Here is a 25,194-nt window from a genome sequence, read left to right on the forward strand (position 1 = left end):
GTCTATGACGCTACCATGGTATATATCTTTGCTATATCTCATTTGAGGATGCACATGGACAAGGCAAAGGTGTTCTGGTCAGGCCGGTCACAAGCTGTGCGCTTGCCTAAGGAGTTTCGGTTCGAGGCAGACGAGGTTTCGATCCGTCGTCATGGGCAAACTGTCATCTTGGAGCCGCTTGCGCAGGATTGGGCATGGCTCGACCAGGTCATCGGACCGGTTGACGACGATTTCGCCCAGGGAGCGCTGGAGCGTCAGGATGGTCAGGATCGACCTGCTTTGGATGACCTCTTTAAGTGACCTACCTGCTCGACACCAATGCCGTCATAGCGGTCATCGCGGGCGACGAGGGTCTGCTGGCTTTGCTCAAACGGCATGCACCACAAGACTTTGCTCTCTCGGCGGTCGTTTTGCATGAGCTGTACTACGGCGCTGAAAAGAGCCAGCGAAAGGTCCAAAATCTGGCGCGCATCGACGCCTTGCAGTTCCCGGTACTTGAATTCGACCGAGACGACGCGAGACATGCCGGTGAGATTCGTGCTGGGCTTGCGGCACTGGGAACCCCGATTGGTCCCTACGATGCGCTGATTGGCGGGCAGGCACGTGCTCGGGACCTCACGCTGATAACCCGCAATATCCGGGAATTCGAGCGGATCAAAGATCTCACTATCGAAACGTGGTAACTCGTCTCACGCGAACGGCACCGCCGTCGTGCCTTTCGGCAGCTTCGCCTCGTCGTCCGGTTCGACATGGATGGTGACGCGCACCGAGGGGATTTCGGCCTTCAGCGCGTCCTCGATGCGGTCGCAAATGACGTGGCTGGCGCCGACCGTCATGTCGGCGTCGACGACCAGGTGGAACTCGATGAACGTGGCGCGGCCGGCGATGCGGGTCTTGAGGTCATGAACCTCCAGCGCGCCCTTGCAATTGGCCGAGATGATGTCGCGAATGTGCATGTGTTCGGTCGTGTCCACTGCGCGGTCCATCAGCCCGTTCATCGACGAGCCGATGACGTGCCAGCCCTGCCACAGGATGTTGAGCGCGACGATGACGGCAAGCGCCGGATCAAGGATCTGCCAACCGGTCAGGATAGCGCCGACGAGGCCGCCGAAGACGCCGACCGAGGTCACGACATCGGTCATGATGTGCCGGCCGTCGGCGACCAGCGCCGGTGATTTTGCGCTGCGCCCGGCGCGGATCAGCGTCCAGGCCCAGAAGGCGTTGATGACGGTGGCGACGCCGTTGATCGCCAAGCCCTCCCAGGGTTGTTCGAGCGGGGTCGGCGTCTGCCAGGAGCGCCAGACCTCGTTGAGGATCAAAAGCGCGGCGAGCACGATCAGCACGCCTTCCAGCACCGCCGAAAAATACTCGGCCTTGTGGTGGCCGAACGGATGGTCCTGGTCGGCCGGCTTGTAGCTGACCAGGACCGCCCAATAGGCGGCGGCCGAGGCTATGACGTTGACGATCGACTCCAGCGCATCCGAATAGAGCGCAACGGAGCCGGTGACGTACCATGCGGCAAGCTTGAGCGCGAGCACCACGCAGGCGATGACAATCGACCAGAAGGCAAGGCTGGCGATCCTTTGCCTGGCCGCTGCCTTCGCTGCGATCGCCGCCATGTTGTCCGTCGCCGCCATCGTTTCTAAGCGGCCTTTTCCTTGGCCTTGCGCGGCAGATGCGCAACGATGTTTTCGATGATGCGCATGCCGGCATTGTGGCCGAGCGTCATGATCGATTCCGGATGGAACTGGACGGCGGCGATCGGCTCCTTGCGGTGTTCGAAGGCCATGATGATGCCATCCTCGGTCTCGGCGGTGACTATGAAATCGTCGGGCAGCCGCACCGGATCGGCAAAGATCGAGTGGTAGCGGCCGACGGTCACTTCCTTGGGCAGGCCGGAGAAGATGATTCCGGGCTTGGAGACGCGGATGCGCGACGGCTTGCCGTGCATCGGCACGTGCAACTGCCTGAGTTCGCCGCCATAGGCCTCGGCCAGCGCCTGCAGGCCAAGGCAGACGCCGAAGATCGGCAGGTCGCGGGCGCGGGCGTTCTTGATGGTCGCGGCGCAGTCGAAATCCTTCGGCGTGCCCGGTCCGGGCGACAGCACGACGAGATCGGGCTTCAGCCGTTCGAAGACTTCTTCCGGCACCGGCGAACGCACGGTCGAGACATTGGCACCGGTCTGGCGGAAATAGTTGGCCAGTGTGTGGACAAAGGAGTCCTCGTGGTCGACGAGCAGGATGTTGACGCCGTCGCCGACGCGCGCGGTGGTGCGTTCGGCGCCTGCGGCATTGCCCAATTTGGCGTCGCGAATGGCGGAGAGCATGGCGGATGCCTTCAGTTCGGTTTCGGCTTCTTCTTCCTCGGGGATGCTGTCGAAGAGCAATGTGGCGCCGGCTCGCACCTCGGCAATGCCGTCCTTGATGCGGATGGTGCGGAGCGTCAGGCCGGTGTTCATGTCGCCGTTGAAATTGACCATGCCGATGGCGCCGCCATACCAGGCACGCGGGCTCTTTTCGTTCTGCTCGATGAAGCGCATCGCCCACAGTTTCGGCGCACCGGTGACGGTGACCGCCCAGGCATGCGACAGGAAGGCGTCGAAGGCATCCATGCCTTCGCGCAGGCGCCCTTCGATGTGATCGACGGTGTGGATCAGGCGTGAATACATTTCGATCTGGCGGCGGCCGATGACGCGCACCGAGCCCGGATCGCAGACCCTGGACTTGTCGTTGCGGTCGACGTCCGAGCACATTGTCAGCTCGGATTCATCCTTCTTGGAGTTGAGCAGCTTCAGGATCTGCTCGCTGTCGGAAATGGCGTCGTCGCCGCGCTTGATGGTGCCGGAGATCGGGCAGGTCTCTACGCGGCGGCCGTTGACGCGCACGAACATTTCGGGCGAGGCGCCGATCAGATACTCGTTTTCGCCGAGATTGATGAAGAAGGAATAGGGCGACGGGTTGATCGACTTCAGCTTGCGCGAGATTTCGGAAGGCTGCGTCTCGCAGCGTTCGTAGAACATCTGCCCGGGCACGACCTCGAACAGGTCGCCGCGCTTGAAACTGTCCATCGCCTTGCGCACCAGATTGGCATATTCGCCCGGCTCATGGTCGCCGCGCGGCGGGATGCGGTCGGCGGTCTTGAACGGTTCGGCAATTTCGTCCCGCGGCAGCCCCTCGGTTGAAAAACCGTCGCCGGAATAGTCGTAGCGGTCGGTCCAGGCCTTGGTCGAATAATGGTCGACGACCAGGATCTCGTCAGGCAGGAACAGCACGAGATCGCGCTGGCTCTGTTTGCGCTCGAGCTTGTAGTCGACCGGATCGAACTGGAAGGCGAGGTCGTAACCGAAGGCGCCGTAAAGGCCGAGATTGGCGTCTTCATCGGTCTTGAACAAAGCGGTGATGGCGCGCAGCACAGTAAACACAGAGGGGACGCGGCTGCGCTCTTCCTCGGTGAAGACGCGGCCGGGCTTGGCGACATCGAGGCGGATCAGCTTTTTCGAGGTTTCAGCAATCGTCACCTCGGCAATGCCGGCCAGCGTCTTGCCGATCACCGGCAGCAGCACTTCGCCACGGCCATTCAGCGCCTCGATGCGCATGGCGCGGCCACGCGCGGAAATCACCAGCGGCGGATCGATGATGGCCGTATCCCAGCGTGTGTAGCGGCCCGGATATTCGTAATTCGAGGAAAACACCGCACCACGGCGCGAGTTCAAGCCGTCGACATAAGCATCGATCGCACCGGCGTAAGGCTTGTCGTGGCGTTCGCGGGTGATGGTGACACCACCTGCGGTCACGAAGCTTTCCGCGCCGTTTTCCAGAGCCGTCATCGTCATTGCCGTCTCCATATGGCTTGTTGGGGCAACGGACCCGGGAATGGCTTTGAAAAAACAAATGGCCGCCCGGACATTCCGTTGCGGCCACCCTCTATTTTCACGCGCACGCGTTCGAACAGGCCGCTGTCAGCGAGCCCACCACCAAATGGTCTTGATCGAGCGCATGTTCATGGGCGAAATCCATAGCGGCGAAAAGCCGGATGCGCAACAGGTTTGAAAGGCCTGTTTGTGGCCGCCGCTTCTGCAGCCCATGGCACATCGCCAAGGCTTGGGGTCCTGCCTAGACTGTTCGTCCAACATCGGAAAGACGGGAAGACAGCAATGACCGAGCAGATCGAGCGCGCACGCACGTTCCATGCCCTTCATGTCAAGGGCAACCCGATCGTTCTCTACAATGCCTGGGATCCGGGCTCGGCCAAGATCGTCGAGAGGGCGGGCGCCAAGGCGATCGCCACCGGAAGCTGGCCGGTCGCGGCTGCTTTTGGTTATGCCGATGGCGAGAAAATTCCGCTGGAGCTAGCGCTGGACAACATCAGGCGCATCGTGGCGGCAGTCGACCTGCCGGTGACCATGGACCTCGAAGGCGGCTACGGCGTCGAGCCGGAGACTGTCGCCCAGACGGTGACACGTGCCCTGCAGGCCGGCGCCATCGGTTTCAATTTCGAGGACCAGATCGTCGGCGGCGCCGGTCTGCACGACATCGCGGTACAGGTGAAGCGGATCGAGGCGGCAGCGGCGGCGGTGAAGGCTTCCGGCATTCCCGCCTACATCAACGCCCGTACCGACATTTTCCTCAAGGCCAAGCCGGATGCGCATGACAGCGTGCTGCTCGACCAGGCCATCGAGCGGGCGCACGCTTATGAAAAGGCAGGAGCTAGCGGCTTCTTTGCGCCGGGGCTCGGCGACGAGGGTCTGATCGAGGCGCTGTGCAAGGCCACCGTGCTGCCGGTCAACATCATCGCGCTGGCGCATGTGCCGCCGCGCCAGCGCCTGGCCGAGCTTGGTGTCGCCCGTGTCAGCCACGGCCCGGTGCCGTACCGGCAGATGGCCGAATGGCTCGAGGCCAAGGCGCGGCTGGCGATTTCGGGTTAGCTCAGTCCTCCAGCGTGCCTGACCTCGCGTCGGCGCTCTTCTTGTCGCCGACCAGCTTCAAGAGATCCTCGCCGGCGCGGATGATGCGGCGCGAGCGGCGGGTCAGGATGACGCCGTCCTGCGGCGCCAGCACCTCGGTGCGGCCGCCGGCCTCGCCCGGTGTGTGGACGATGGTGGCGAGGCGCGCGCCCTTGGCGACGCGGTCGCCGGGCTTGACGTCGTAGAGGATGGCGCCGGCCCGGGGCGCCGGCATCATGTCGATGTTCTCCAGCGGCGCGACGAGGCCCTTGAACGCGCCGGGTGCGGGAAGGGCGGTATCGGCGATGACGCCGCGCGCCGCCATAAGCCGGTAAAGGCCTTCGGCATCGGAACTTGCCAGCGCGCCGTCGACATCCAGCATGCCACGGTATTCTACCGTGGTGGCAACGCGGCGGTCGAGCTTCGCCACGTTGGCGGGGACGTTCTGGTAGGGCATGATCGTGGCGCCCTCGAAGGTGCCGTCCGTGTCCTCGCTCCACAACACCACGGCGTCGATACCCATGGCGGCGGCGCAATCGGCCATCGCCGGCCACAGGCTGGCGTGGACGTAGAGATAGGCAAGGCCCTCGTCGTCGCAATGCAGGTCGAGCACGATGTCGTGGCCGAGCGACAGCTGCACCAGACGGGTCTTCAATCGCTGGTCGGGGGTGCCAAGCGTGGTGTCGGGCAAAAGCTTGGCGTCCGGTGCTGCGAGCAACGGAAAGCCGCGGTTGAAATTGTTGCGGGTGCCGAGATGAAAGCGGCCCTGGTGCTCGCCGAAATGATATTGCGCGCGGCCGATCGGATTGGCCCAGGGCACGACCGTGATGTTGCCCTTGATGCGGCCTTCGGCTTCGGCCTTGTTCAGCGCCGGCATCAAGGCGTCGATGGCGACGACACCAGGCAATTCACCGGCGTGGAGTGCTGCCTGCAGATAGGCCGAAGGTGCTGCCTTGTCGGCGCCGTCGAAGCGGAACACCGGGAATTCGTAGGAAACGCCTTCGGTATCGCCGGCGATGCGTTCGATCGATTTCTGCATGGGATGCCTCCAGGATAAGAGGCAGAACACATGCACTTTTGCCGAAGGGCTGTCGATTGGTCCAGTTCGCGCCGCCATGGGCGCAATGGAATTATTCGGCGGCGGCCGGAACCGTCGTTATCGGCGCCGATCCTTCGATCGCCTGCGAGACGACGGCTACGCTGACCGCCAGCAGGGCCAGCACCGCGCCGACCAGCGGCAAATGAGCATAGGAAACGCCGGCCGACAGAGCCACGCCGCCGATCCAGGCGCCGCTGGCATTGCCGACATTGAATGCGCCCTGGTTGAGCGTGGCGGCGAGGTTCGGCCCTTCCGAAGCCGCTTCGACGACGCGGATCTGCAGCGGCGGCACGACGACGAAGATCAGCAGTCCCCACAGGAAGACGACGCCGATGGCGACGCTGGCGATAGCGCCGAACTGCATGAAGCCGACAAACAGAACCGCCATCAAAAGCAGCGTGCCGATCACCGTCGGCATCAATTTCCAGTCGGCCAGCCGGCCGCCGATGATGTTGCCTATGGTCATGCCGGCGCCGAACAGCAGCAGGACCCAGGTGACCGCGGAGGTCGACAGGCCGGAGACATCGGTAAGGTAGGGCTTGATGTAGGTGAAGACGGCAAACAGGCTGGCCGAGGCCAGCGAGGCGATCAGCATGGCGAGCCAGACCTGCAGCTTCCCCAGCACGCGCAGTTCGCTGCGCAGGCCGCCGCCGCTCGGTTCGACGACATTGGATGGCACCAGCCAGGCGATGGCGGCAACAGAGATCAGGCCGATGCCGGCGACGGCGAAGAAGGTGGAGCGCCAGCCGAAGGCTTCGCCAAGCGCGGTGCGGCAGGAACGCCGAGAATGTTGGGGAGCGTCAATCCCGCGAACATCATCGCCATGGCGCTGGCGCGCTTGTTGCGCGGCACCAGGCTGGCGGCAACGACGGAACCAATGCCGAAAAAGGCGCCATGACCGAACGCGGTGAAGACGCGCGCGGCCATCAGAAGCCAGTAATTGGGCGCAATGGCGCAGAGCAGATTGCCGACGACGAACATCGCCGTCAGCGCGACCAGCACCGGCTTGCGCGGCAGATGCGCGGTGGCCATGGCGACGATGGGTGCGCCGAAGACGACGCCCAGCGCATAGCCGGTGACCAGCAGGCCGGCCGAGGGGATCGACACGCCGAGATCGGCCGCAACCTCCGGCAACAGGCCCATGATGACGAATTCGGTGGTGCCGATGCAAAAGGACGCAATGGCAAGCGCAAGGATCGGCAAAGGCATGGAAAATCCAGACTGAATCGGTTCAATTCAGACTGAACGAGAAGCCTTGCCGCGCGCAATGCACATTGCTGCAACGCACCAATGCAGAAAGCGCTGAGCTTGACGCGGAGCTATGTCAGGCGAGCGGCTTCAGCTCCTGGGCGATGGTTGGCAACAGCTCCGAGACGTTGGGGTGGATATGCACGGCGCGCGCCAGCGTATCGACCGACGCCTTGGCGTACATCAGGTCGAGCACGCAGTGCACCGCCTCGTCGCCGCCGGGGCCGAGCACGGAGCAGCCGAGGATTTGCCTGGTGTCGGCATCGACCAGGATCTTCATGAAACCTTGCGTCTCGCCCTTTTCGATGGCGCGGCCGACGCGGGTCATCGGCCGCTGGCCGACCAGCGCCTTGCGCCCGGATTTCTTCACCGCCGCCTCGGTCATGCCGCAGCGGCCGAGCGGCGGATCGATGTAGAGCGCATAGGCCTCGATGCGGTCGCTGACCTTGCGCGGATCGTCGTCGAGCAGATTGGCGGCGACGATCTCATAATCGTTGTAGGAGGTGTGGGTGAAGGCGCCCTTGCCGTTGCAGTCGCCCATTGCCCAGATGCCGGGCACGCTGGTGCGCAGCTGGTCGTCGACGGTGACGAAGCCGCGCAGATCGACCGCGACGCCGGCCTTATCGAGGCCGAGATCGTCGGTGTTGGGGGTGCGGCCGAGTGCCAGAAGCACATGCGAGCCGACCGCCGGCGGCTTGCCGGATGAGAAGGTCACGGCGATGTCCTTGCCCTGTCTGGCAAAGCGGATGTCGTCGGCGCCGACATGGACTTCTATGGCTTCGTTTTCGAGGATCGACAGGATGGCCGCCGACACGTCCTCGTCCTCGCGGCCGGTCAGGCGCGAACTCTTCTCGATGACGGTGACTTCAGAGCCGAAGCGGCGAAACATCTGCGCGAATTCAAGAGAGATGTAGCTGCCGCCGACGACGATAAGATGGCGCGGCAAAACATCGAGATCCATCATCGAGGAGTTGGTGAGGTAGTCGACGTCGTTGACGCCCGGCAGGTCGGGCACCGAGGCGCGGCCGCCGGTGTTGAGGAAGATCTTTTCGGCGGTCAGAAGGTCGCCGCCGACACGCACGGTGTTGGCGGATTCGAAGCGGGCGTGGCCGCGATAAAGCGTGCAGCCCTTCATGCCGGCGATCCACGTCTCCAGATTGCTGCGGGAGTCGTTTGTGACCTTGTCCTTGCGCGCCTTGATCCTCTTGTAGTCCACGCCGACAGGGCCTGAGAACGTCACGCCGTAGTCCGCGGCACGCCGCGCCAGATGCGCGGCATAGGCGCTGGCGACCATGGTCTTGGTCGGCATGCAGCCGGTGTTGACGCAGGTGCCGCCGACCAGCTTGCGCTCGATCAGCGCCACGCTCATGCCGGCTGACGTCAGCCGGCCGGCGAGAGGAGGGCCGGCCTGTCCGGCGCCGATGATGATGGCGTCGTATGTCTTGGCGTCTGAGGCTTGGGCAGTCATACCACCGCCGCCACGATCAGCAGGCCGCCGATGATCGCCACCGCGTCCTCGATGAGGGCGGCAGGCAAATCCTTGCCGAAGGCGGCGGCCAACCGGCCGCGCGCTTCGGCGCCGCCATAGGTGCCGATGACAGCACCGATGGCGCCGGCAATCAGGCCGCCAATGGTGGAACCGGCAGTGGCGCCGATCACCGCGCCGCTGAAGGCGCCAAGCAGGATGCGGGCGCCGAATTGCTGCGGCACCTTGCGGCTCGGCGTCGAGGGCAGCTGGTCGGTGACCAGTTCGACGATGGCGAGGATGGTGAAGATACCGACGGCGGCCCAATGGCCCATGAAACTTGCCCAGGTGCCGGCCACCGGCAGCCAGCCGAGATAGGCGCCCCAGGCGATCGCGCCCGGCGCGGTCATGGCGCGAAGACCGGCAATGACGCCGATCAGAAGTGCAAGCAAATAGAGCATGTCGATCCCCTCGAAAGCAGGCCCGGGACTGGCCCACGAGGGCAAGCTAGCATAGGTCCTACGTTTGACGAGAGTAGGCGATGGTGCTTCTTCCATCAGTGAGCATTGTACTTTGGTAACCAGTCGAACATGACGAAGGGACGGAGTCGCTGTGATGGCCGGAAGCGAACGCACAAGGATGATTGCAGGCGAATGGTACATCTGCATCGACGACGAACTGGAGGCGCTGCGGGCGATCGCGCGCGATGCGGTGTTCGAGCATAATACGATACCGCCCCAGCAACGCGGCAATATCGGTCCAGCGCTATCGGTGCTGCTCGGCAGCACGGGCGAGGGCGGCCGCATCGAGGCGCCGTTCCACTGCGCCTACGGTTTCAACATCCATCTCGGCGACGGCGCCTTCCTCAATGCCGGCTGCACCATCCTCGACACCGCGCCGGTGCGTATCGGCAGGCGGACGCTTCTCGGCCCCAATGTGCAGATCTACTGCGCCGAGCACCACAAGGAGGCCGCTGGCCGTCAGTCGGGACTGGAGATTGCCAGGCCGGTCACCATCGGCGATGACGCCTGGATCGGCGGCAGCGCCATCATCCTCGGCGGCATCAGCATCGGCGATGGCGCCATAGTCGGCGCCGGCGCGGTGGTGACGCGCGACGTCCCTGACAACACCACGGTGGTCGGCAATCCGGCGCGGGCGGTCAAGCGGGGCTGAACTCGTCGTGGGCGGTCAGTATGAAGCCGTGCGTGCCATGCGCTCGTCCGGACCGGCTCGTCGCGAGAATTCACGCCGGTATTGGGCCGGTGACGTCTTGAGCCGTGCGGCGAAATGCTGGCGCAGCGAGGTGGCGCTGCCGAAGCCGGCTTCGAAGGCCACCATGTCCATCGATTTTTCCGTCGCCTCCAGCAGCCGTTGCGCCAGTTCGATGCGTTGGCCGGCCAACCATTCGCCAAAGCTGGTGCCGATCGATTTCTGGAAACGGCGGGTGAAAGTGCGCCGGGTCAGGCCCGCGGCCTCCGCGACGCGGTCGAGGTTGTGCGTTTGTCCGAGCGTTGCCCGCACCGTGTCGAGCGCCAGGGTGAAGCGGTCGGTGGCCGGGGTTTTCGCCAGCGGGCGCTCGATGAACTGCGCTTGCCCACCCTGCCGGTGCGGCGACAGCACGATGTGCCTGGCCAGCCGCAGCGCTACCTCTGCGCCATAGCGGGCGCGCACAATGTGCAGGCAGCAATCGAGCCCGGCGGCGACGCCGGCCGAGGTGACGATGTCGCCGTCGTCGACATAGAGCACGTCGGCGTCGACTTCGATGTCCGGGTATAATGTTTGCAGCCGGTCGGTGGAGGCCCAATGTGTCGTCGCACGCCGGCCCGCAAGCAGCCCGGCGGCGGCAATGGCGAAGGTGCCGAGACAGAGGCCGACGATCACCGCACCGCGCCGGTGCGCGTGGGTGAGCGCTGCCAGGAGCGGCGGCGGAAGTGGGGCCTCGAGATCCTTCCAGCTCGGAATGATGACGATGTCGGCATCGTCGAATGCGGAAAGGCCATACGGCACCGCGATGGTCAGCCCGGCATCGGTGTGGATCGCTCCATCGTCGAGCGCGCAGACGCGAAAGTCGAAACGCGGCAAGCCAAGCTTGGTGCGGTCGGTGCCGAACACCACGCACGGCACGGAGAGGTGGAACGGGCTGATGCCGTCAAAGGCGAGAACGGCAATGATCGGGTCGGCCATGCGTGTTTCCAGCAAGCGAAAAGCGAATTGTCCTAATTCTTTCGAATGATGTCAATCGGGCCACTTTTGGCAGTCGGGCGATCCGCCTATTTTCGACCTATCCCATTCAAGCCCGAAGGAGAACACCATGTCCGCCAATATCACGCCGCGCCGCGCGCTCATCGTCATCGATGTCCAGAACGATTATGATGGCGGCAACCTCGCCATCCAGTATCCGCCGTTCCGCGACAGCGTCGTCAATGTCGCGCGCGCTATGGATGCCGCCGCTGCGGCCGGCGTGAAGGTGGTGGTCGTCAAGCAGATGGCGCCCGAGACCTCGCCAGTCTTCGCCAAGGGCAGCCATGGCGGCGAACTGCATCCCGAGATCGCCCGGCGAAGCCGCGACCACTATGTCGAGAAGTCACTGCCTAGCGCCTTTGCCGGCACCGACCTCGAGGCGTGGCTGCGCGCCAATACCATCGATACGATAACGGTGATCGGCTACATGACGCATAATTGCGACCTGTCGAGCATCATCCACGCCGCGCATGTCGGCTTTGCGGTCGAGTTCCTGTCCGACGCCACCGGTTCGCTGCCTTACGCCAACAGCGCCGGCTACGCCTCGGCCGAGGAGATCCACCGCGTGGTGTCCATCATCCTGCAGTCGCGCTTTGCGGCCGTGCTCAAGACCGCCGAATGGATCGATTGCCTGAAGACCGGTGCTTTGCCCGAACGCGACACGCCCTATGCGTCCAACCAGCGCGCGCTGGCGCGCAACGCTGCATAGGCAAATTGCCGCGAAGGAACAGGGGCGCCGCAGTCTGCGGCGCCCTTTGGCGTTCCTGATCACGAACACCGGGGCGTGGCCTCGTTTGGAAGTCTTTTCGGCTGGGCCCATTCACTTTCGGGATGATGAGCCGGCTAAACGCAAGAAACTCAGATCGGGCTCTATCTCAGGATGGGGAACTGGAGAACAGAGTGAAGTCTTTCACAGACGAAGGCCTCTCTCCGAGGAACGGTATATCTGGATCAAGGGGTGGGACTGGGTAGACTTCCCCGGGAGAAACAAGTGAAAGCGCGAATTGCACGAACTACAGTCGTTCTCGCCTTGGCTGGTGCCGCGGCACTCTTGCCATGGCCCGCTTTCGCCCAGGTCCCTTCGCACGCGCCGGGGACGATCTGCTTCACTCAATCCTTCTGGTGCTGGGCGCAGCCGCCCGGCCCGCCCGGATATCCGTGCGGGTGCCCGTCGCAATACGGCTATGTGCCGGGCTATCTAGGGTAGTCGTCAGGCGGGGGGATTTCACGATGACGACGACACCGGCCGACCCTCTCGTTCTGGACTCATCGCGGACGCCAAGCTGGTCGCCAACTACGGCCGCTACGGTGTGTTCAAGGACAGTTCCCTGTTTGCGGCCATCGGCAATGCCGAAAAGCTCGACGATGCGACGGCCAGCCAGCCTGAGGTCGTCAATCTTCAGACGGTTTTCAACGATTGTTCCGGCACCGTGCCATTTGCCACCCTGGCGGCACTGCGATCGGGCTGGTCGCCCGGTGACATGTCGCGCAAGACCGCGCTGGCGACGTACTTTCTCGTGGCTCTTTCCGTGCTTTTCATGGTTGTAACCGGAAGATTGACGTACATTTACAACAAGGGAGTCGCGATAAACTCCGAACTCATAGAAATCGACAACAATGATTTCAGCGCACGGTTCGGACAGGCGATACGCCAGGTTTGGGCGACGAAGAAACAACTGAGCTCGGCATCGTCCGAGCAGGCTTCGACCACGGATCTGACGCTTCTGAAGGACGCCTATTACAATTCGGAAGATAGCCTTCACGCTCTCGACCAGCGCTTTTCCTCCCTGGTGAGAAGAGCGCAAGGGTTCATGACTGAGGACGCGCAATTCCCGATCTGGGGAATGCAATGGATGTACTGCAAATTTTATTCAACCTCCACGGCAGATGGCGTAGCGGCGGGCCAGGCTCAGTATTCCCAGCAAGGTGCCATAGACCAGTTCTGTGACCAGCCGCTGGGGGTGAGTAAATCCACGCCTCCAGACAAGCTCAAGGAGCTCCCCAATCAGCCGGATGCCTATTGCGCGCAGATAAACACCGAAAAGAAAAACCCGAACAATCTTGAAGGTACGTCTTCGGAAAAAGTGACGGACGTGAATGCCGATTTCGACGAGGCAACGCGCAGCCTGCAGTGCGACGGAGTGATCACGATCGCGCCGAACTCGATCTACACGCTGACCGCGCAGATAAAGACGCTGGACGAGGTTCTCAGCCCATATGCCTTGTGGATACTCCCGGCCTTCTACGGCGCGCTCGGAGCCATCATGTTTCACATGCGGATGATCCTCAATCCGCTGCTGCCCAATCCACCGCTGTCGCGGCTGATCCACAGGATCGCACTGGGGGCGCTGGCCGGCATGGTGCTTGCCTGGTTTGTAGCACCGGGCACCAAGCTTGGAGAGGAGGCTTCGGGAATAGGCTTCAGCCTCTTCACCTTCTCCTTCCTGTTTGGGTTCAGTCTGGATATCTTCTTCACCATTCTCGACCAGTTCGTCAGCATGTCGGTCGCCGGGATCAAGAAGTTCGGGTCCTCGACAGTGGCGTGAGAAGCCCGGCAAGCAAAAGGGCGCCGCATGGCTGCGGCGCCCTTGGTTGTCGAGACAAATCTCAGAACAGGCCTTCGATCTGGCCGGCCTCGTTGAGGAAGATTTTTTCCGAGGACGGCGCCTTGGGCAGGCCGGGCATGGTCATGACCTCGCCGCAGATGACGACGACGAAGCCGGCGCCCGCCGAAAGCCTGACCTCGCGCACCGGCACGGTGTGCCCGGTCGGCGCGCCGCGCAGGTTCGGGTCGGTCGAGAAGGAATATTGGGTCTTGGCCATGCAGACCGGCAGGTGCCCGTAGCCGGCCTGCTCCCAGGCATGCAGCTGGTCGCGCACCGACTTGTCGGCGATCGCCTCGTCGCCGCGATAGATGCGCTGGACGATGGTGTTGATCTTCTCGAACAGCGGCATTGCGTCGGGATAGAGCGGCGCGAACTGCGAGGCGCCGGATTCGGCGATCTCGACGACCTTGCGCGCCAACTCCTCAATGCCGGCAGAGCCATTGGCCCAATGCTTGCACAGGATCGCCTCGGCGCCGAGCGAGGCGACGAAATCCTTCATCGCCTGGATTTCCACCTCGGTATCGGTGGTGAAATGATTGATCGCCACGATCGCAGGCACGCCGAACTGTTTCACATTCTCGATGTGGCGGCCCAGATTGAGGCAGCCCTTCTTGACTGCCTCGATGTTTTCCTTGCCGAGGTCTTCCTTCTTGACGCCGCCATTCATCTTCATGGCGCGCACGGTGGCGACGATGACGGCAGCCGCCGGTTTCAAACCCGCCTTGCGGCACTTGATGTCGAAGAATTTTTCGGCTCCGAGGTCGGCGCCGAAGCCGGCTTCGGTGACGACGTAGTCGGCGAGCTTCAGCGCCGTGGTGGTGGCGACCACCGAGTTGCAGCCATGCGCGATGTTGGCGAACGGGCCGCCATGCACGAAGGCAGGGTTGTTCTCCAGCGTCTGCACCAGGTTTGGCTGCATGGCGTCCTTCAGCAGCACCGCCATGGCGCCGTCGGCCTTGAGGTCGCGGGCATAGACCGGCGTCTTGTCGCGGCGGTAGGCGACGATGATGTCGCCGAGGCGCTTTTCCAGATCCTTGAGGTCGGTGGACAGGCACAGGATAGCCATCACTTCAGAGGCGACGGTGATGTCGAAGCCTGCCTCGCGCGGATAACCGTTGGCGACGCCGCCGAGCGAGCAGATGATTTCGCGCAGCGCCCGGTCGTTCATGTCCATGACGCGGCGCCAGGCGACGCGGCGGGTGTCGATGCCGAGCTCATTGCCCCAGTAGATGTGGTTGTCGATCAGCGCCGACAGAAGATTGTGCGCCGTGGTGATGGCGTGGAAGTCGCCGGTGAAGTGGAGGTTCATGTCCTCCATCGGCACGACCTGCGCGTAGCCGCCGCCGGCGGCACCGCCCTTGACGCCGAAATTCGGGCCGAGCGAAGCCTCGCGGATGCAGACGATCGCCTTCTTGCCGATGCGGTTGAGGCCATCACCGAGGCCGACGGTGGTGGTCGTCTTGCCTTCGCCGGCCGGCGTCGGGTTGATGGCGGTGACGAGGATCAGCTTGCCGTCCTTGTTGCCCTTCACCGATTTGATGAATTCGGCCGAAATCTTCGCCTTGTCGTGGCCGTAGGGCAAAAGGTGCTCGGTCGGGATGCCGATCTTGGCGCCGATCTCCTGGATCTGCTTTTTCTTGGCGCCGCGCGCGATCTCGATGTCGGACTTCACTTCGGCCATGACGGCTTTCCTTCGGATTGGACGGTGGAGGGGACGGGTTTGATCTCACTCGCAGGCATGTTGAACCCGGGCGCGGGCATGTTCTAACCCTGTCGCTCCCGCGGCGTCAACTTGCATGCAACTATGTTTCCTATGAAGAAAGTGTCTCCGCGGCCGGCCGACCTGTCGCCGGTTCTTCCTGGCTCCGTTGCCGCGCCGTATAGAAGCCAGAGGACGCGACGTTCCGCCGTCTCAAAACAGCCGCCCAATGCACGGAATGCGACAGAGGCGACGGCGCAAATTCGCCATCGCTCGCCGGGAAAGCTGTGGACGCTACTGAGTCAGGACGTTGCTGATCTCGACCATGTTGGAGCGCACGCGAAGCACGTAGAAACCCATCGTCGTCAGGTGCGTCGGCATGATCCAGCCAGCCTCGCGGCCATTGGCGATGATGAAGGGCTGGATGCGCAGGGCCGAGACGAATTGCGCATCCATCGTGTCCCACAGATTGCCGAGATGCTTTTCCTTGATGACGTCCTCGAAGTCGGCCTGGGCGCCTTTCATCAGGCCGTAATAGGCATAGAGCTGGCCATAGGCGAACCAGAAGCGGTCATCGGCGCGGAAGTCGAACCAGCCATTGTTGTGGTTTTCGGCGCGCTCCTTGAGGATCGCGGAGGTGGAACCGATGTCGGAGGAGATGCGGTCGATATACTGCTTCAGATTGTCGGCGCGGGCATCGAACGTCGCCTGGCAGCTGCCGAGGCGGGCGTTGAAGGAGCGCAGCTTGGTGACAGCATCGCGATAATAGCTCGGCGTCGGCGTCTTGGGGCCGAACGGGTTGATGCCGAAATACCAGGTCTCCTCGTCGAACTGCAGATTGCCGCGCGCATCCTGCAGGTCGCCGTCGATCTGCGATGTGGTGCGAACACGCCCGAGATTGTCGGCAAGCTCGGTGGCGGTGCGCCGCACCGCCTGGTTGATGCCGCGCTGGAACGAGGCCTTGTTGTCCATGAACGGCGTGTTGTCCCAGTCGATGCCGAACAGGCCGAGTTTGTAGAGGATCATCGACGAGATCCAGGCATTCTGGTTGACGTTGAAGTCCGTCAGGTCGGCCGCCACCTGGGCGATGCCCGAATTGCCGCAGGTCTTGGCGGTGTCGGTGCCGGCGCCGGCGGCGACCTGTTCGCCGGCGGAAATGTTGCGGTTCTCGAAGGTGTATTTGTCGACGTAGTTGGGATCGAACTTGTTCCACCACTGGGTGGCGTAGAAGAAATTGGCGTAGAGGCCGATCAACACCAGAAGCGCGAGGCCGACCACAGCCTTCAGGATCCAGCCGCGCTGCGTATACCAGCGCCCAGCCCAGAGGAACGGCCACAGGATCGCGCCGATGACGAGGCCGATGCCGCGGCCTATCCATTGGAAGATGCGGGTGAAGAAATTCACGATCGGATCAAGCATGGCTCTCGTTCACCCCTCAGTCAGTCAGGCCGTAAAGGCGCGTGCGAAACGCCACTTTGTCTTTCAAATATGTGGTTTTCAGAACGTCCACAACATGCGACCGCCAGGCGTCGCTGTAGCCGTCATAGTCCTTGTAGAAGCCCGGCTTGTTGAAGACGTAACGCGAGACAAAGTCCTGCGGCACGAAATCCGAGATCAGTTGGTTGGTCAGCCAGGCGTCGGGATGGTCGGGCTTGCCACGCACGACCAGGAAGCGCTGTTGCGGAAACACATCCTCGATCTTGAGATGGCCGAGCTGGGCGATCTCACGCTTGGCGGCGTTGAGAAAGGGGAAATTGCCGTCCTTGGTGATCAGATCGGCATGGCCATGGATCCAGGTCTGCAGCCAGACCTTGTCGACCTCGGTCAAATTGCGGTTCGGCTCTGTGTCGCGGATGAGAGAGCGCACCACCATCTCGGCGCGATGCTCGAGATAGCCCGAGCTTTCGACCCATGACGCGCGGGGCAGTTCGATGCGGCCGGTGCTGGCCAGGAACTTGAACACCTTGTCGGCATCGTTGATCGAGAGATAGCTGACCTGCCAGGGCCGCGAACGGCGAAAGCCGGGGGCGGCCGGGTCGCCGATGACGGTAGTCATATCAGGATCGACGAAGACGTAGACGCCGCCGAAATGGCTGGTCCAGTAGGCGTTGTGGCGGAAGATCACCTGGTCGGGCACCAGCGCATTCTCACGGATATCGCCGCAGACCTTCGCCAGCTCCACCATACGGCTCAGCATGGTGTTGTCGCGCCAGGCATCGGGCTCCTGCTTCAGCCGGTCGACCAGCTTGCCGAGTTCGGCGGCCTTGCCCAGCACGTCCTCGGCCGAAAGCACCCTGAACTCGACCTGGCTGATCGACAGCAGATCCTCGATGTCGTTGACCAGGGGAACGGAATCCTCGATCTCGCCGTAGATGACATCCTTGATGGTCAGCGCATCGATGGCGCGCTGGTTCTTGGACATGAACTCGAACATCAGCTGCGAGGTGTTGGAAAAGGCGGTGTGCACCACCGGCAGATCGATCTGCGACGGCGTCAGGATGATGAAGCGGCGGTTGACCTCATTGGGGTCGAGATAATCGTAATCGCCGCATTCCTCGGCCACTTCGGGCGAGAAGCCGGTGCGGTCGATCTGGAAGCTCTTCAGCTTGGTGGGCTTGAGGCCGAAGGCAACAAGCGCCTTGTTGTAGCGCTGGATGAGGTGCGACTCGTCGACGGTGAGCAAGCGACCGTAGATCAGCTCATTGTCGCGGAGAAGGTCGGGCTTTTTGGCGTGGCTCATGCAGAACGTTCCGAGTGGCGTTGCCTGTTGTGGCGAAGCGCCAACGCTGACGCCTCCCTCTCCCCGTTCTTCAGGGGGAGAGGGTAAGGGTGAGGGGCAGCGCTAGCATTCAATGACATGTCTCCCCATGGCCTTTGGCGTCAATAAATCGAAGATCATTGGTCCGGATGTGCCGATCGAGGCGCTGTTCGATAGCTGCCAGTATGGTCGTAGCGATCTCTGGTCCACGCATGCGCCGCCCCTCACCCTTACCCTCTCCCCGTGAAGGACGGGGAGAGGGGGGCGTCAGCGTTAGCGCCAAGCCTTTCAGCACCCGCGGGCAGCGAAGGAAGCTCACGCATTCCAGAGCCCCTTCTTCTTCATCTCCTCCATCTCGCGCCCCGCCCGTTCGCGCAGGCGTGCGTCGCGCAGCAGCTTCTCCACCGCGGCGTCATCGGATTTGTCGGAATAGCGGAACTCTGAGTCGGCGTAGCGGTTGATCTCCTGCATGACCATGTCCATCGAGAACGGCCCACGCAGTTCCTCGATCATGGCTTTCTTTTCGTTGTAACCCTTGTGCATGAAGGCTTCCGGCTTCTCGAACCAGTCGTCGGGCAGCTCGATGTCCATGGCGCGCATCTTGATGGCGTCGGTGACGTTCTTGATGGCTCGGCCGGTGAAGCGCGGCTCGGCATCCTTGATCAGGTGCAGATAAGTGCCGATGTCGGCCATCGATTTCGGCGCGCCATTCTCCTTCATGTAGCGCTCATAGACCTTCATCAGCCCGTCTTCCTGAGGCTTCTCATGCTCCTCATAGGCTTCGGTCACCGCGCGCTGGATCTCCTGCGCGGCGTAGAGCTTGTGGTCGCCGAGTGGGATCTTGTGGTTCTTGCCGGCAAGCAGCACGAAGATGTCGATATAGTCGTCGCGGCTCTGCGGGCCGTCGACCAGCCAGCGGGCGCCGGCGCGCTGGCGCAGCGCATCGTCGACATTTTCGGGATAGTTGGAAAACATGCCGAACGAGCAATTGCCGCGCACCACCGTGCCGGCGCCGGCAAAGGCGTCCATCAAGACGCCGGTGATTTCCTGTTGGCCGGCCGAGGCGCGGTCGTCGGAGCGGCGGGCCGCCACCTGGTCGATGTCGTCGACGGTGCCGAAACCGATGACGCGTGGGTTCAAGACGTTGTTGATGAACTGGCGGCAATTCTGGCCGGATTTGCCCTGGTAGGACGAGATCTGGTCGACGCCGAAATTCTCATAGGCGAAGGGATAGCCGGCAACCTGGCAATAATTGTTGACGAGGCCGGCGATCATCTGGATCAGCGTCGTCTTGCCGGTGCCCGGCGCGCCATCGCCGATGAAGGTGAAGAGGAAGCCGCCGAGCTCGACGAACGGGTTCAGCTCGCGCTCGAAATCATAGGCCATCAGCATCTTGGCGAGCTTGACCGACTGGTATTTGGCGATGTGGTTGCCGACGACCTCTTCGGGCTTCTTGAAGGTCATCACCAGCGGTTTCGAACGCTTGCCGGGCGCGACGTCGAAGCCGTCGAGGGTGAAATCGTCGGCGTCGATGCGGATATGGGCGTTCTCGAACGGACCGATGCCGTCGAAGCGGCCTTTGCGGGCCAGCAGCCCATCAATGGCGACCCGTGCAAAAGCTCGCGCGCGCGTCGTCAGGTCGCCATCGTCCTTGGAGCCTGCAATCGCCTTGTCCAACCCGGCGACGATCGACTTCACCGCGTCCTGCGGCGTGTCGAACAGGAAGTCCGGTTCGGGGATATCGTTGGGAGCCTCGCCGTCGCTGTCGATCAGCTGGAACAGGTAAGAGGCGAGGCTGAAGGCTGAAACGTAAGCCGAGGCTGACAGAAGCTTCTTGAAGGTCGCCGCCTCATCGCCCTCAAGAGGCGCGCGGGTGTTCTTGGCCTGGAGGCTTTCGAGGTCGGAGCCCTCGGCGAAGACGTCGGAGATGGCGAGCGCAATCGCCAGGCCGCGGCGGGCGCGGAACAACATCGTGTGCTGGGGGATGCTCATCAGCTGGTCGTCGGGATGGATTGCGGCCACGGTCTTGGTCAGCTCGACCTCGCGTGTGCGGCGCACCGAGCCGACCGAGACGGTGGAGACGAAGCGGCGGTTGGTGCCGGCAAGCGCGGTGCCGGATTCGCGTGAAGGATCCTCCAGCACGACGACGCGAGTGATGAAGCTTTGCGCGGTTGCGCGGTGCTTTTCGATAGCCGCTTCCGGAATGGTGGTCAGGCCGGTGTCCATGAAGGATGCTCCGCGATGTGACGGTCAGACATCTGAAATCACCTGCCCATTTGACAGGATGTGAACCTTGTAACCGGAAAAGATCTTTTGAGCTTCGCCGGCGGCGTAGAGTGCTTGATAGGCTTCGTGCGGGATCAGGGCGTGGTTCTCGTAGCTCGACACACCCTGGCGCGCGGCTTCGAGATCGTCGGTGTTGATAAAGAATTCCTGCGTCGTCTTCTCGCTCGAAAACAGCCCCTTGCGGCCGGGTTTCTCGCCCTTGGAGTAGACCTCCTGGATGGTCCAGGTGAGCAGCCAGGCATTTTCCGGTTTGCGCACCTTGGCCAGCACCTCGGTCACGGTCGAATTGTTGTCCGTAATGCCTGCGGAATAAAAGGGGCCGAGCACGACGCGGCGCAGCTGCTTAGGGTGCAGCGGCTCGAAATCCTTGTCGAGATTGACCGCAATCGTTGCGGGCGAAAGCGTGTAGGCGGAATTCTTCTCGGTGAAATCGTCGAAGCGATGGGCGAGTTCGGGGTTGAGCAGGCCGTCCACCGGCAGCGAGATGTCGACCCGTTCATTGAGCTTGCCGCTGCTGTCAACGAGCTGCCGGATCATGCTTTCGGAGGAATCCTCCACCGTCACCATGTAGACCAGCGGCAGGTTGGCGCTGCCGTCGAAGCTCGCCCAGTGCACGAGGTAATAGGGACGCCCGGTCTTTGGATTGACCGAGACCTTGGCCGTCTGCGCCAGCGAGAACGGGCCAAAAGTCTGTTCGCTCTTGACGTCCTCGAGATAGAGCCGCTCGGCCATCGACTTCTGCAGCGCTTCGGGGAATTCCTTGTGGCGCAGGATGAAGTCGGCCATTTCCTCGCGCAATTCGCCGGCCAGCGGAATGTTGGCCAGCCGCGCCTCGGCCTGGCGGCGGTCGTTTTCCAGCTCGAGCAGGTTCTGGAAGACGGGATAGCCGCTGTCGGCGCGCGAAATGCGGAACGTGTCCATGAAGCCGAGCCGGTTGCGCCAGCAGGAAAACGATTTGTCCAGCCGGGCAATGTATTCGGCGACGATCTTGGCGACGATGCCGTGCCGGTAAAGCGGCGAGCGGTCGTCGCGCATGAACACTTCAAGGCCGCTGAGTGCCGCCGTGATGGCGGAAAAATAGCGCGCCGCCGCTTCGTTTTCGGGAGTCATGCCGGTGTGCCCGCGTGCAGCCGCTCCTTACGACTGCACGTAGTTGGCCGAATTGTGCTTCTTCATCACGTCGTCGAAACGGCGGGCGAAGGCGTCGTCGGCGAGCTTCTTGCGGCGCTGGATGTCGGAGCTGGCGACCATGTTCTTCTCGTGCATTTCGAGGAGATCGCCGATGTGCTTTTGCGAGGCGGCGCCAATGCCGGCCATGGTCTCTTCGGCGGTGTTGTCGACCTGGCTGCCCAGCGTGTTGATCTTGTGGGCGACATCCTGCTGGGCGGCGGTCTTCAAGGAATCTTCCAGTGCCTTGTAGAGCACGATGCGCTGCTCCGTATCGATGGTCAGCTTGTTGATAAGCGTCGACTGGGCTGCGATCTGATTGTTGAGCGAATCGACGAAGGTCTGGAACATCGAGGTGTAGCGTTCCAGCGTCTGGCTCTCGGCCAGAAGCTCCTGCTCCTTGGCTTGCTTTTCATTGTATTCGGTCGCCAGTTTCGAGCGCTCGCCCTCAAGCTGCGTGCGCTCCTTCTGACTGGTAGAAGCGGCGATCTTGTTTTCGATGTCGAGCAGCAGCGGATTGACTTCCTCGATGCGCTTCTGCACCGCCTCGAGGTTGGTCATGGTGACCTTGCGGCGCTCGATCACCTGCGACAGGCTGTTTTCCGAGGTCTTGTAGCGCTGGTCGAGGACCTCTTTCTGCGCTTTCAGGATGCCGACGATGGTGTCGGACTTGACCAGAAGCTCCTGCAGATTGCCGGCCAGCGACATGTTGCGGACGCGGTCGGTGCGCATGCGCTGCTTGCGTTGCGCCGAGAAGACGCCGACGAAGCTTTCCCAGCCGGTGTAGTTCTTCATGCTCTCGAATTCGGTGCCGAAGACGTTGGTGGCGTCTTCCAGCCCGATGATCAGGTCGGCAATGTTGCCTTCCATCACCTTCTGCTGCTTCAGCACGTCCTCGATGCGGGCATTCTCGATGTCGAAATTGGCGTCGCCGATCTTCTTGTCGGCGGTGGCCAGCGTATCAAGCACCGTGCCCGACTGCTCGATCTTGGAGCGCATGTCCTGCACGACCTGCCTGGTCTTGGCAATTTCGGCATCGAAATTCTGCAATGTCGCCATAGGGGCCTCCCGCTTCGGCTTCCGGTCGCTGGCTGCGAACAGCGGCGAATATATGTGGGGTATCAGGGGATTGAAAGACGCAAGACAAGACCCGCCCCGAAAACAAAAAAATGCCTGGTCGTCTTGAAAGGCAATGAAGGCGGGGTCATGGCGTGATTAACCAGCCGGCCAAGTATTGTTCAATTGTCATTGAACTTTGACGGCTGCGAAGAAGTCGATCTCGGACAGTGTGGGTGTGCTGAATTCGACAGAGGGCTCAATGAGTTGCAAGCGCGAGACAGCTGGCGGAAGCCGTCGCCATCACGCTACGCATCGCGCTGTTCAAGGCTTCGGATCGGCCTTCAGATAGGCGATGACGTTGGCGATGTCCTCGTCGCTGCTCAGGCCGGAGAAGCCCATCCTGTTGCCGGGTACTTTCAGCTTGGGAGCGCCGAGATAGGCTTTGAGGTTGGCTTCGTCCCAAACGAGGCCGGCCGCGCCGGCGTCCTTCATGGCCTGCGAATAGTTGAAGTTCTGGGCGGTGCCGGCGGTGCGGCCGACGATACCGAGGAGATGCGGGCCGACCTTGTCGCGGTCGCTTGCCGCCTCGTGACAGGCCATGCAGCGGTAGAACACTTTCTTGCCAAGTGCTGCATCGCCGTCGGCCAGCGCGGCGAGGATACCGGCCAAGTAAATGACAAGGCCTGATGAAATGGCTCGAAGCATGGCGGTTCCCGGCTGGCTCTGGCTGAGGGCAAAATAGGCTGCAGGCCTTAACAAACGCCGTATGCCGGTGGATAGCAGCCGGGCTCAATCCGTGCGCGGGATCGCCGCGACCGCCTGCTTGACCTGCTTTTCAATCGCCGCCGACGAATGATTGTCGCGCACGAAAGCGCGGCCGATCTCCGCCATCTCGGCGGCCGCTTGCGGGCGTGTCGCGAGATCGATGATTTTCAATGCCAACTTGCCGGCATCGTCGCTGGACAGGAAATGCCTGCCCGCCTGCAGGCCAAGCCCTTCGACGGCCTTTTCGGTGGCGGCGACGACAAGGCCCGCCGCCATCGCCTCCAGCACCTTGATGCGGGTTCCGCCGCCGAAGCGCAGCGGGATCGGCGCATAGCCGGCACGCCCAAGCAATTCCGGCAGATGCGGTGGGTTCTCGATCAACCGCAGACCATGCCTGGTGCATAGACCGCGCACGACATCGCGCGGGTTTCTGCCGGCGACGGTGATCGACCAGGGCCGGCCGGAGGCGGCGAGGCGCGGCGCCATCGCGCGGCCGATCTGCTTGACGGCGTCGATGTTTGGGAAGTAGCCGAGATGCCCGATGAAGCACAGGCTGAGCTCACTGAAGCGCTCGGCAGCAATCGGCAGGGAAAGCACGCTCTCGTCTGGAATGGGGTTGGCGACGAACCTGACGTCGTTGACGGGGCCGAGAGCGGACAGAAGCGCTTCGTCGGCCCGCGAACAAACCCAGACCTGGTCGGCCAGGGCAGCCGCACACCTGTCGGCTTCGCGCGCCTCTGCCTTCCTTCGCCTGTTTTGGCGCCAGTCTCGAATTTGCTGCCACAGCGTCAGGCCGGCGATCCGGTCGGACACCGTCCGGGAATCAATGTTGTGCTGGTCAAGGACGGTGCGCGCGCGATGCTTCGGCGCCAGCGTCAGCAGCTGCGAAAGCACGATCTCCTCGATCACCACGAGATCGGGCGCGAATTCCCTCCAGATGGCGTCGGCTTCGGCCAGCTCGTCGTCCGGCATCATATGCACGGTCGGGTGCGGGCTGCGCCTGCCCCAGGGCGCCCTGCCGCGCGCTGCCTCGATGATCCGGTGACGGATGTTCGGCGGTGTGGAGGGTGCCGGGGCGCCAGTCAGGCTTACCGTCAGGACCTCGCCCATCGATGCCAGGGCGCGTGCATTGGCGGCGTTCCGGATCTCTCCGCCGGAGACCGGCGGAAACGGGCAATCAACTGTGAACTGCAGAATTTTCATGTTGTCCCGGCCGTTCAGCCTCTGGTGAAGCCAATGAAATCGTCGGGCGCGGCGCGGCCCATTTCCTCTTCCCAGTGGCGGCGGCAGAGCGAGATATAGACGTCCTTGCCAATCGCCACCTGTTCGCCTTGTCTGGCCACCTTGCCGTCAGCGCCGAGACGCACGACCATCGTCGCCTTGCGGCCGCAGCGGCAGATGGTGCGCACTTCGCGCAGATCGTCTGCGATGGCCAGAAGCGCTCGCGAACCGGAAAACAGATTGCCCTGGAAATCGGTGCGCAGGCCGTAGCACATCACCGGGATGTTCAGCCGGTCGGCGATACGGGCGAGCTGCCAGACCTGCTCTTCCTCGAGAAATTGCGCCTCGTCGACAAAGATGCAATGCACCGTCGTATGTTCGTGATGCTCGGCGACGCGAGCGTAGAGATCGTCGCCGTCGCGGAACATCTCGGCCTCCGTCTCCAGGCCGATGCGCGACGAGATCAGCCCGGTATCGCCCTTTCCGTAGTGGCCGGCGACGAACAGCATCGTCGTCATACCGCGTTCGCGATAATTGTAGGACGCCTGCAGCAGCATTGTCGTTTTGCCGGCATTCATCGTCGCATAGTGGAAGTAGAGCTTGGCCATGCCGTCCTTTTAAGCCGAGTTGGCGCGGCG

22 protein-coding genes and 1 pseudogene are annotated in these 25,194 nt (G+C 62.6%); 7 read left to right on the plus strand and 16 right to left on the minus strand.

The genetic code is table 11. From position 1 onward, the window contains the following. Positions 1 to 54 precede the first annotated feature (54 nt). Both NKJ58_RS10590 and NKJ58_RS10595 read left to right on the plus strand, forming a co-directional pair. Complete coding sequence (locus NKJ58_RS10590) at positions 55 to 300, plus strand: antitoxin (RefSeq protein ID WP_023711113.1); 246 nt, start codon at positions 55 to 57, stop codon at positions 298 to 300. Continuing rightward, a complete protein-coding gene (locus NKJ58_RS10595) occupies positions 297 to 683 on the plus strand; it encodes a type II toxin-antitoxin system VapC family toxin (RefSeq protein ID WP_023711114.1) in 387 nt (128 codons plus the stop codon). The genes NKJ58_RS10590 and NKJ58_RS10595 overlap by 4 nt, the downstream gene beginning before the upstream one ends. 6 nt (positions 684 to 689) lie before the next feature. Here NKJ58_RS10595 and NKJ58_RS10600 read toward each other — a convergent pair whose 3' ends face one another. Continuing rightward, positions 690 to 1,619, minus strand: coding sequence for a cation diffusion facilitator family transporter (locus tag NKJ58_RS10600; RefSeq protein ID WP_196813681.1), 930 nt, complete (start codon positions 1,617 to 1,619; stop codon positions 690 to 692). Positions 1,620 to 1,642: 23 nt separating this feature from the next. Beyond that, positions 1,643 to 3,832 (minus strand): anthranilate synthase, encoded by a 2,190-nt coding sequence (locus NKJ58_RS10605; protein WP_352518312.1) that lies wholly within the window; start codon positions 3,830 to 3,832, stop codon positions 1,643 to 1,645. Between the two features lie 321 nt (positions 3,833 to 4,153). On the opposite strand from NKJ58_RS10605, the gene NKJ58_RS10610 reads away from it, so the two are divergent. Next, positions 4,154 to 4,924: an isocitrate lyase/PEP mutase family protein gene (locus NKJ58_RS10610; RefSeq protein ID WP_023686174.1), complete on the plus strand. Its 771-nt coding sequence runs from the start codon at positions 4,154 to 4,156 to the stop codon at positions 4,922 to 4,924. Between the two features lies 1 nt (position 4,925). Here the strand turns inward: NKJ58_RS10610 and NKJ58_RS10615 are convergent, their stop codons facing one another. The 4 genes and pseudogenes from NKJ58_RS10615 to NKJ58_RS10630 all read right to left on the minus strand — a co-directional run bounded on the left by NKJ58_RS10615 (position 4,926) and on the right by NKJ58_RS10630 (position 9,215). Continuing rightward, positions 4,926 to 5,981, minus strand: a complete 1,056-nt coding sequence (locus NKJ58_RS10615; RefSeq protein ID WP_352518311.1) for a succinylglutamate desuccinylase/aspartoacylase family protein — start codon at positions 5,979 to 5,981, stop codon at positions 4,926 to 4,928. 91 nt (positions 5,982 to 6,072) lie between these two features. Then, a pseudogene (locus NKJ58_RS10620) lies at positions 6,073 to 7,250 on the minus strand (MFS transporter). 115 nt (positions 7,251 to 7,365) lie between these two features. Further along, positions 7,366 to 8,757: an FAD-containing oxidoreductase gene (locus tag NKJ58_RS10625; RefSeq protein ID WP_352853085.1), complete on the minus strand. Its 1,392-nt coding sequence runs from the start codon at positions 8,755 to 8,757 to the stop codon at positions 7,366 to 7,368. Then, a complete protein-coding gene (locus NKJ58_RS10630; RefSeq protein WP_023669981.1) occupies positions 8,754 to 9,215 on the minus strand; it encodes a membrane protein in 462 nt (153 codons plus the stop codon). The genes NKJ58_RS10625 and NKJ58_RS10630 overlap by 4 nt, the downstream gene beginning before the upstream one ends. Before the next feature lie 154 nt (positions 9,216 to 9,369). Between NKJ58_RS10630 and NKJ58_RS10635 the strand changes: the two genes are divergently transcribed. Beyond that, a complete protein-coding gene (locus NKJ58_RS10635) occupies positions 9,370 to 9,927 on the plus strand; it encodes a sugar O-acetyltransferase (protein WP_352853087.1) in 558 nt (185 codons plus the stop codon). A gap of 15 nt (positions 9,928 to 9,942) precedes the next feature. Here the strand turns inward: NKJ58_RS10635 and NKJ58_RS10640 are convergent, their stop codons facing one another. After that, entirely contained in the window at positions 9,943 to 10,938 is a 996-nt protein-coding gene (locus NKJ58_RS10640) for a GlxA family transcriptional regulator (RefSeq protein WP_023669983.1), read from the minus strand. Positions 10,939 to 11,065: 127 nt separating this feature from the next. On the opposite strand from NKJ58_RS10640, the gene NKJ58_RS10645 reads away from it, so the two are divergent. Then, on the plus strand, positions 11,066 to 11,704 hold the full coding sequence (locus NKJ58_RS10645; RefSeq protein ID WP_023748141.1) for an isochorismatase family protein: 639 nt from the start codon (positions 11,066 to 11,068) through the stop codon (positions 11,702 to 11,704). Between the two features lie 601 nt (positions 11,705 to 12,305). Continuing rightward, positions 12,306 to 13,541 carry a hypothetical protein gene (locus tag NKJ58_RS10650; RefSeq protein WP_352518308.1) on the plus strand — a complete coding sequence of 412 codons (1,236 nt, stop codon included), beginning with the start codon at positions 12,306 to 12,308 and terminating at the stop codon, positions 13,539 to 13,541. Positions 13,542 to 13,602: 61 nt separating this feature from the next. Here the strand turns inward: NKJ58_RS10650 and NKJ58_RS10655 are convergent, their stop codons facing one another. The 3 genes from NKJ58_RS10655 to NKJ58_RS10665 all read right to left on the minus strand — a co-directional run bounded on the left by NKJ58_RS10655 (position 13,603) and on the right by NKJ58_RS10665 (position 18,040). Continuing rightward, positions 13,603 to 15,282, minus strand: coding sequence for a formate--tetrahydrofolate ligase (locus NKJ58_RS10655; protein ID WP_023683662.1), 1,680 nt, complete (start codon positions 15,280 to 15,282; stop codon positions 13,603 to 13,605). A gap of 312 nt (positions 15,283 to 15,594) precedes the next feature. Continuing rightward, the gene (locus NKJ58_RS10660; protein WP_352518307.1) at positions 15,595 to 16,719 is read right to left on the minus strand and encodes a DUF2333 family protein; all 1,125 of its coding nucleotides are present in this window, start codon (positions 16,717 to 16,719) and stop codon (positions 15,595 to 15,597) included. Between the two features lie 16 nt (positions 16,720 to 16,735). Beyond that, on the minus strand, positions 16,736 to 18,040 hold the full coding sequence (locus NKJ58_RS10665; protein ID WP_023683664.1) for a DUF6638 family protein: 1,305 nt from the start codon (positions 18,038 to 18,040) through the stop codon (positions 16,736 to 16,738). 127 nt (positions 18,041 to 18,167) lie between these two features. Here NKJ58_RS10665 and NKJ58_RS10670 point away from each other — a divergent pair, with 127 nt between their 5' ends. Then, entirely contained in the window at positions 18,168 to 18,305 is a 138-nt protein-coding gene (locus tag NKJ58_RS10670) for a hypothetical protein (protein ID WP_023749803.1), read from the plus strand. Positions 18,306 to 18,373: 68 nt separating this feature from the next. On the opposite strand, the gene NKJ58_RS10675 is transcribed toward NKJ58_RS10670, so the two are convergent. The 6 genes from NKJ58_RS10675 to NKJ58_RS10700 all read right to left on the minus strand — a co-directional run bounded on the left by NKJ58_RS10675 (position 18,374) and on the right by NKJ58_RS10700 (position 25,164). Beyond that, the gene (locus NKJ58_RS10675) at positions 18,374 to 20,284 is read right to left on the minus strand and encodes an ATP-binding protein (RefSeq protein ID WP_023713955.1); all 1,911 of its coding nucleotides are present in this window, start codon (positions 20,282 to 20,284) and stop codon (positions 18,374 to 18,376) included. A gap of 24 nt (positions 20,285 to 20,308) precedes the next feature. Next, positions 20,309 to 21,454 carry a hypothetical protein gene (locus NKJ58_RS10680; RefSeq protein ID WP_352853090.1) on the minus strand — a complete coding sequence of 382 codons (1,146 nt, stop codon included), beginning with the start codon at positions 21,452 to 21,454 and terminating at the stop codon, positions 20,309 to 20,311. Between the two features lie 27 nt (positions 21,455 to 21,481). Continuing rightward, positions 21,482 to 22,570: a hypothetical protein gene (locus NKJ58_RS10685; RefSeq protein WP_023669990.1), complete on the minus strand. Its 1,089-nt coding sequence runs from the start codon at positions 22,568 to 22,570 to the stop codon at positions 21,482 to 21,484. 321 nt (positions 22,571 to 22,891) lie between these two features. Continuing rightward, on the minus strand, positions 22,892 to 23,275 hold the full coding sequence (locus NKJ58_RS10690; RefSeq protein ID WP_023669991.1) for a c-type cytochrome: 384 nt from the start codon (positions 23,273 to 23,275) through the stop codon (positions 22,892 to 22,894). A gap of 84 nt (positions 23,276 to 23,359) precedes the next feature. Then, entirely contained in the window at positions 23,360 to 24,538 is a 1,179-nt protein-coding gene (locus NKJ58_RS10695; RefSeq protein WP_023691608.1) for a glycosyltransferase, read from the minus strand. Between the two features lie 14 nt (positions 24,539 to 24,552). After that, positions 24,553 to 25,164, minus strand: coding sequence for a thymidine kinase (locus tag NKJ58_RS10700; RefSeq protein WP_023686158.1), 612 nt, complete (start codon positions 25,162 to 25,164; stop codon positions 24,553 to 24,555). Between the last annotated feature and the right edge of the window lie 30 nt (positions 25,165 to 25,194).

It is taken from the genome of Mesorhizobium sp. M0139, assembly GCF_040322455.1.
Taxonomy (GTDB): Bacteria; Pseudomonadota; Alphaproteobacteria; order Rhizobiales; family Rhizobiaceae; genus Mesorhizobium.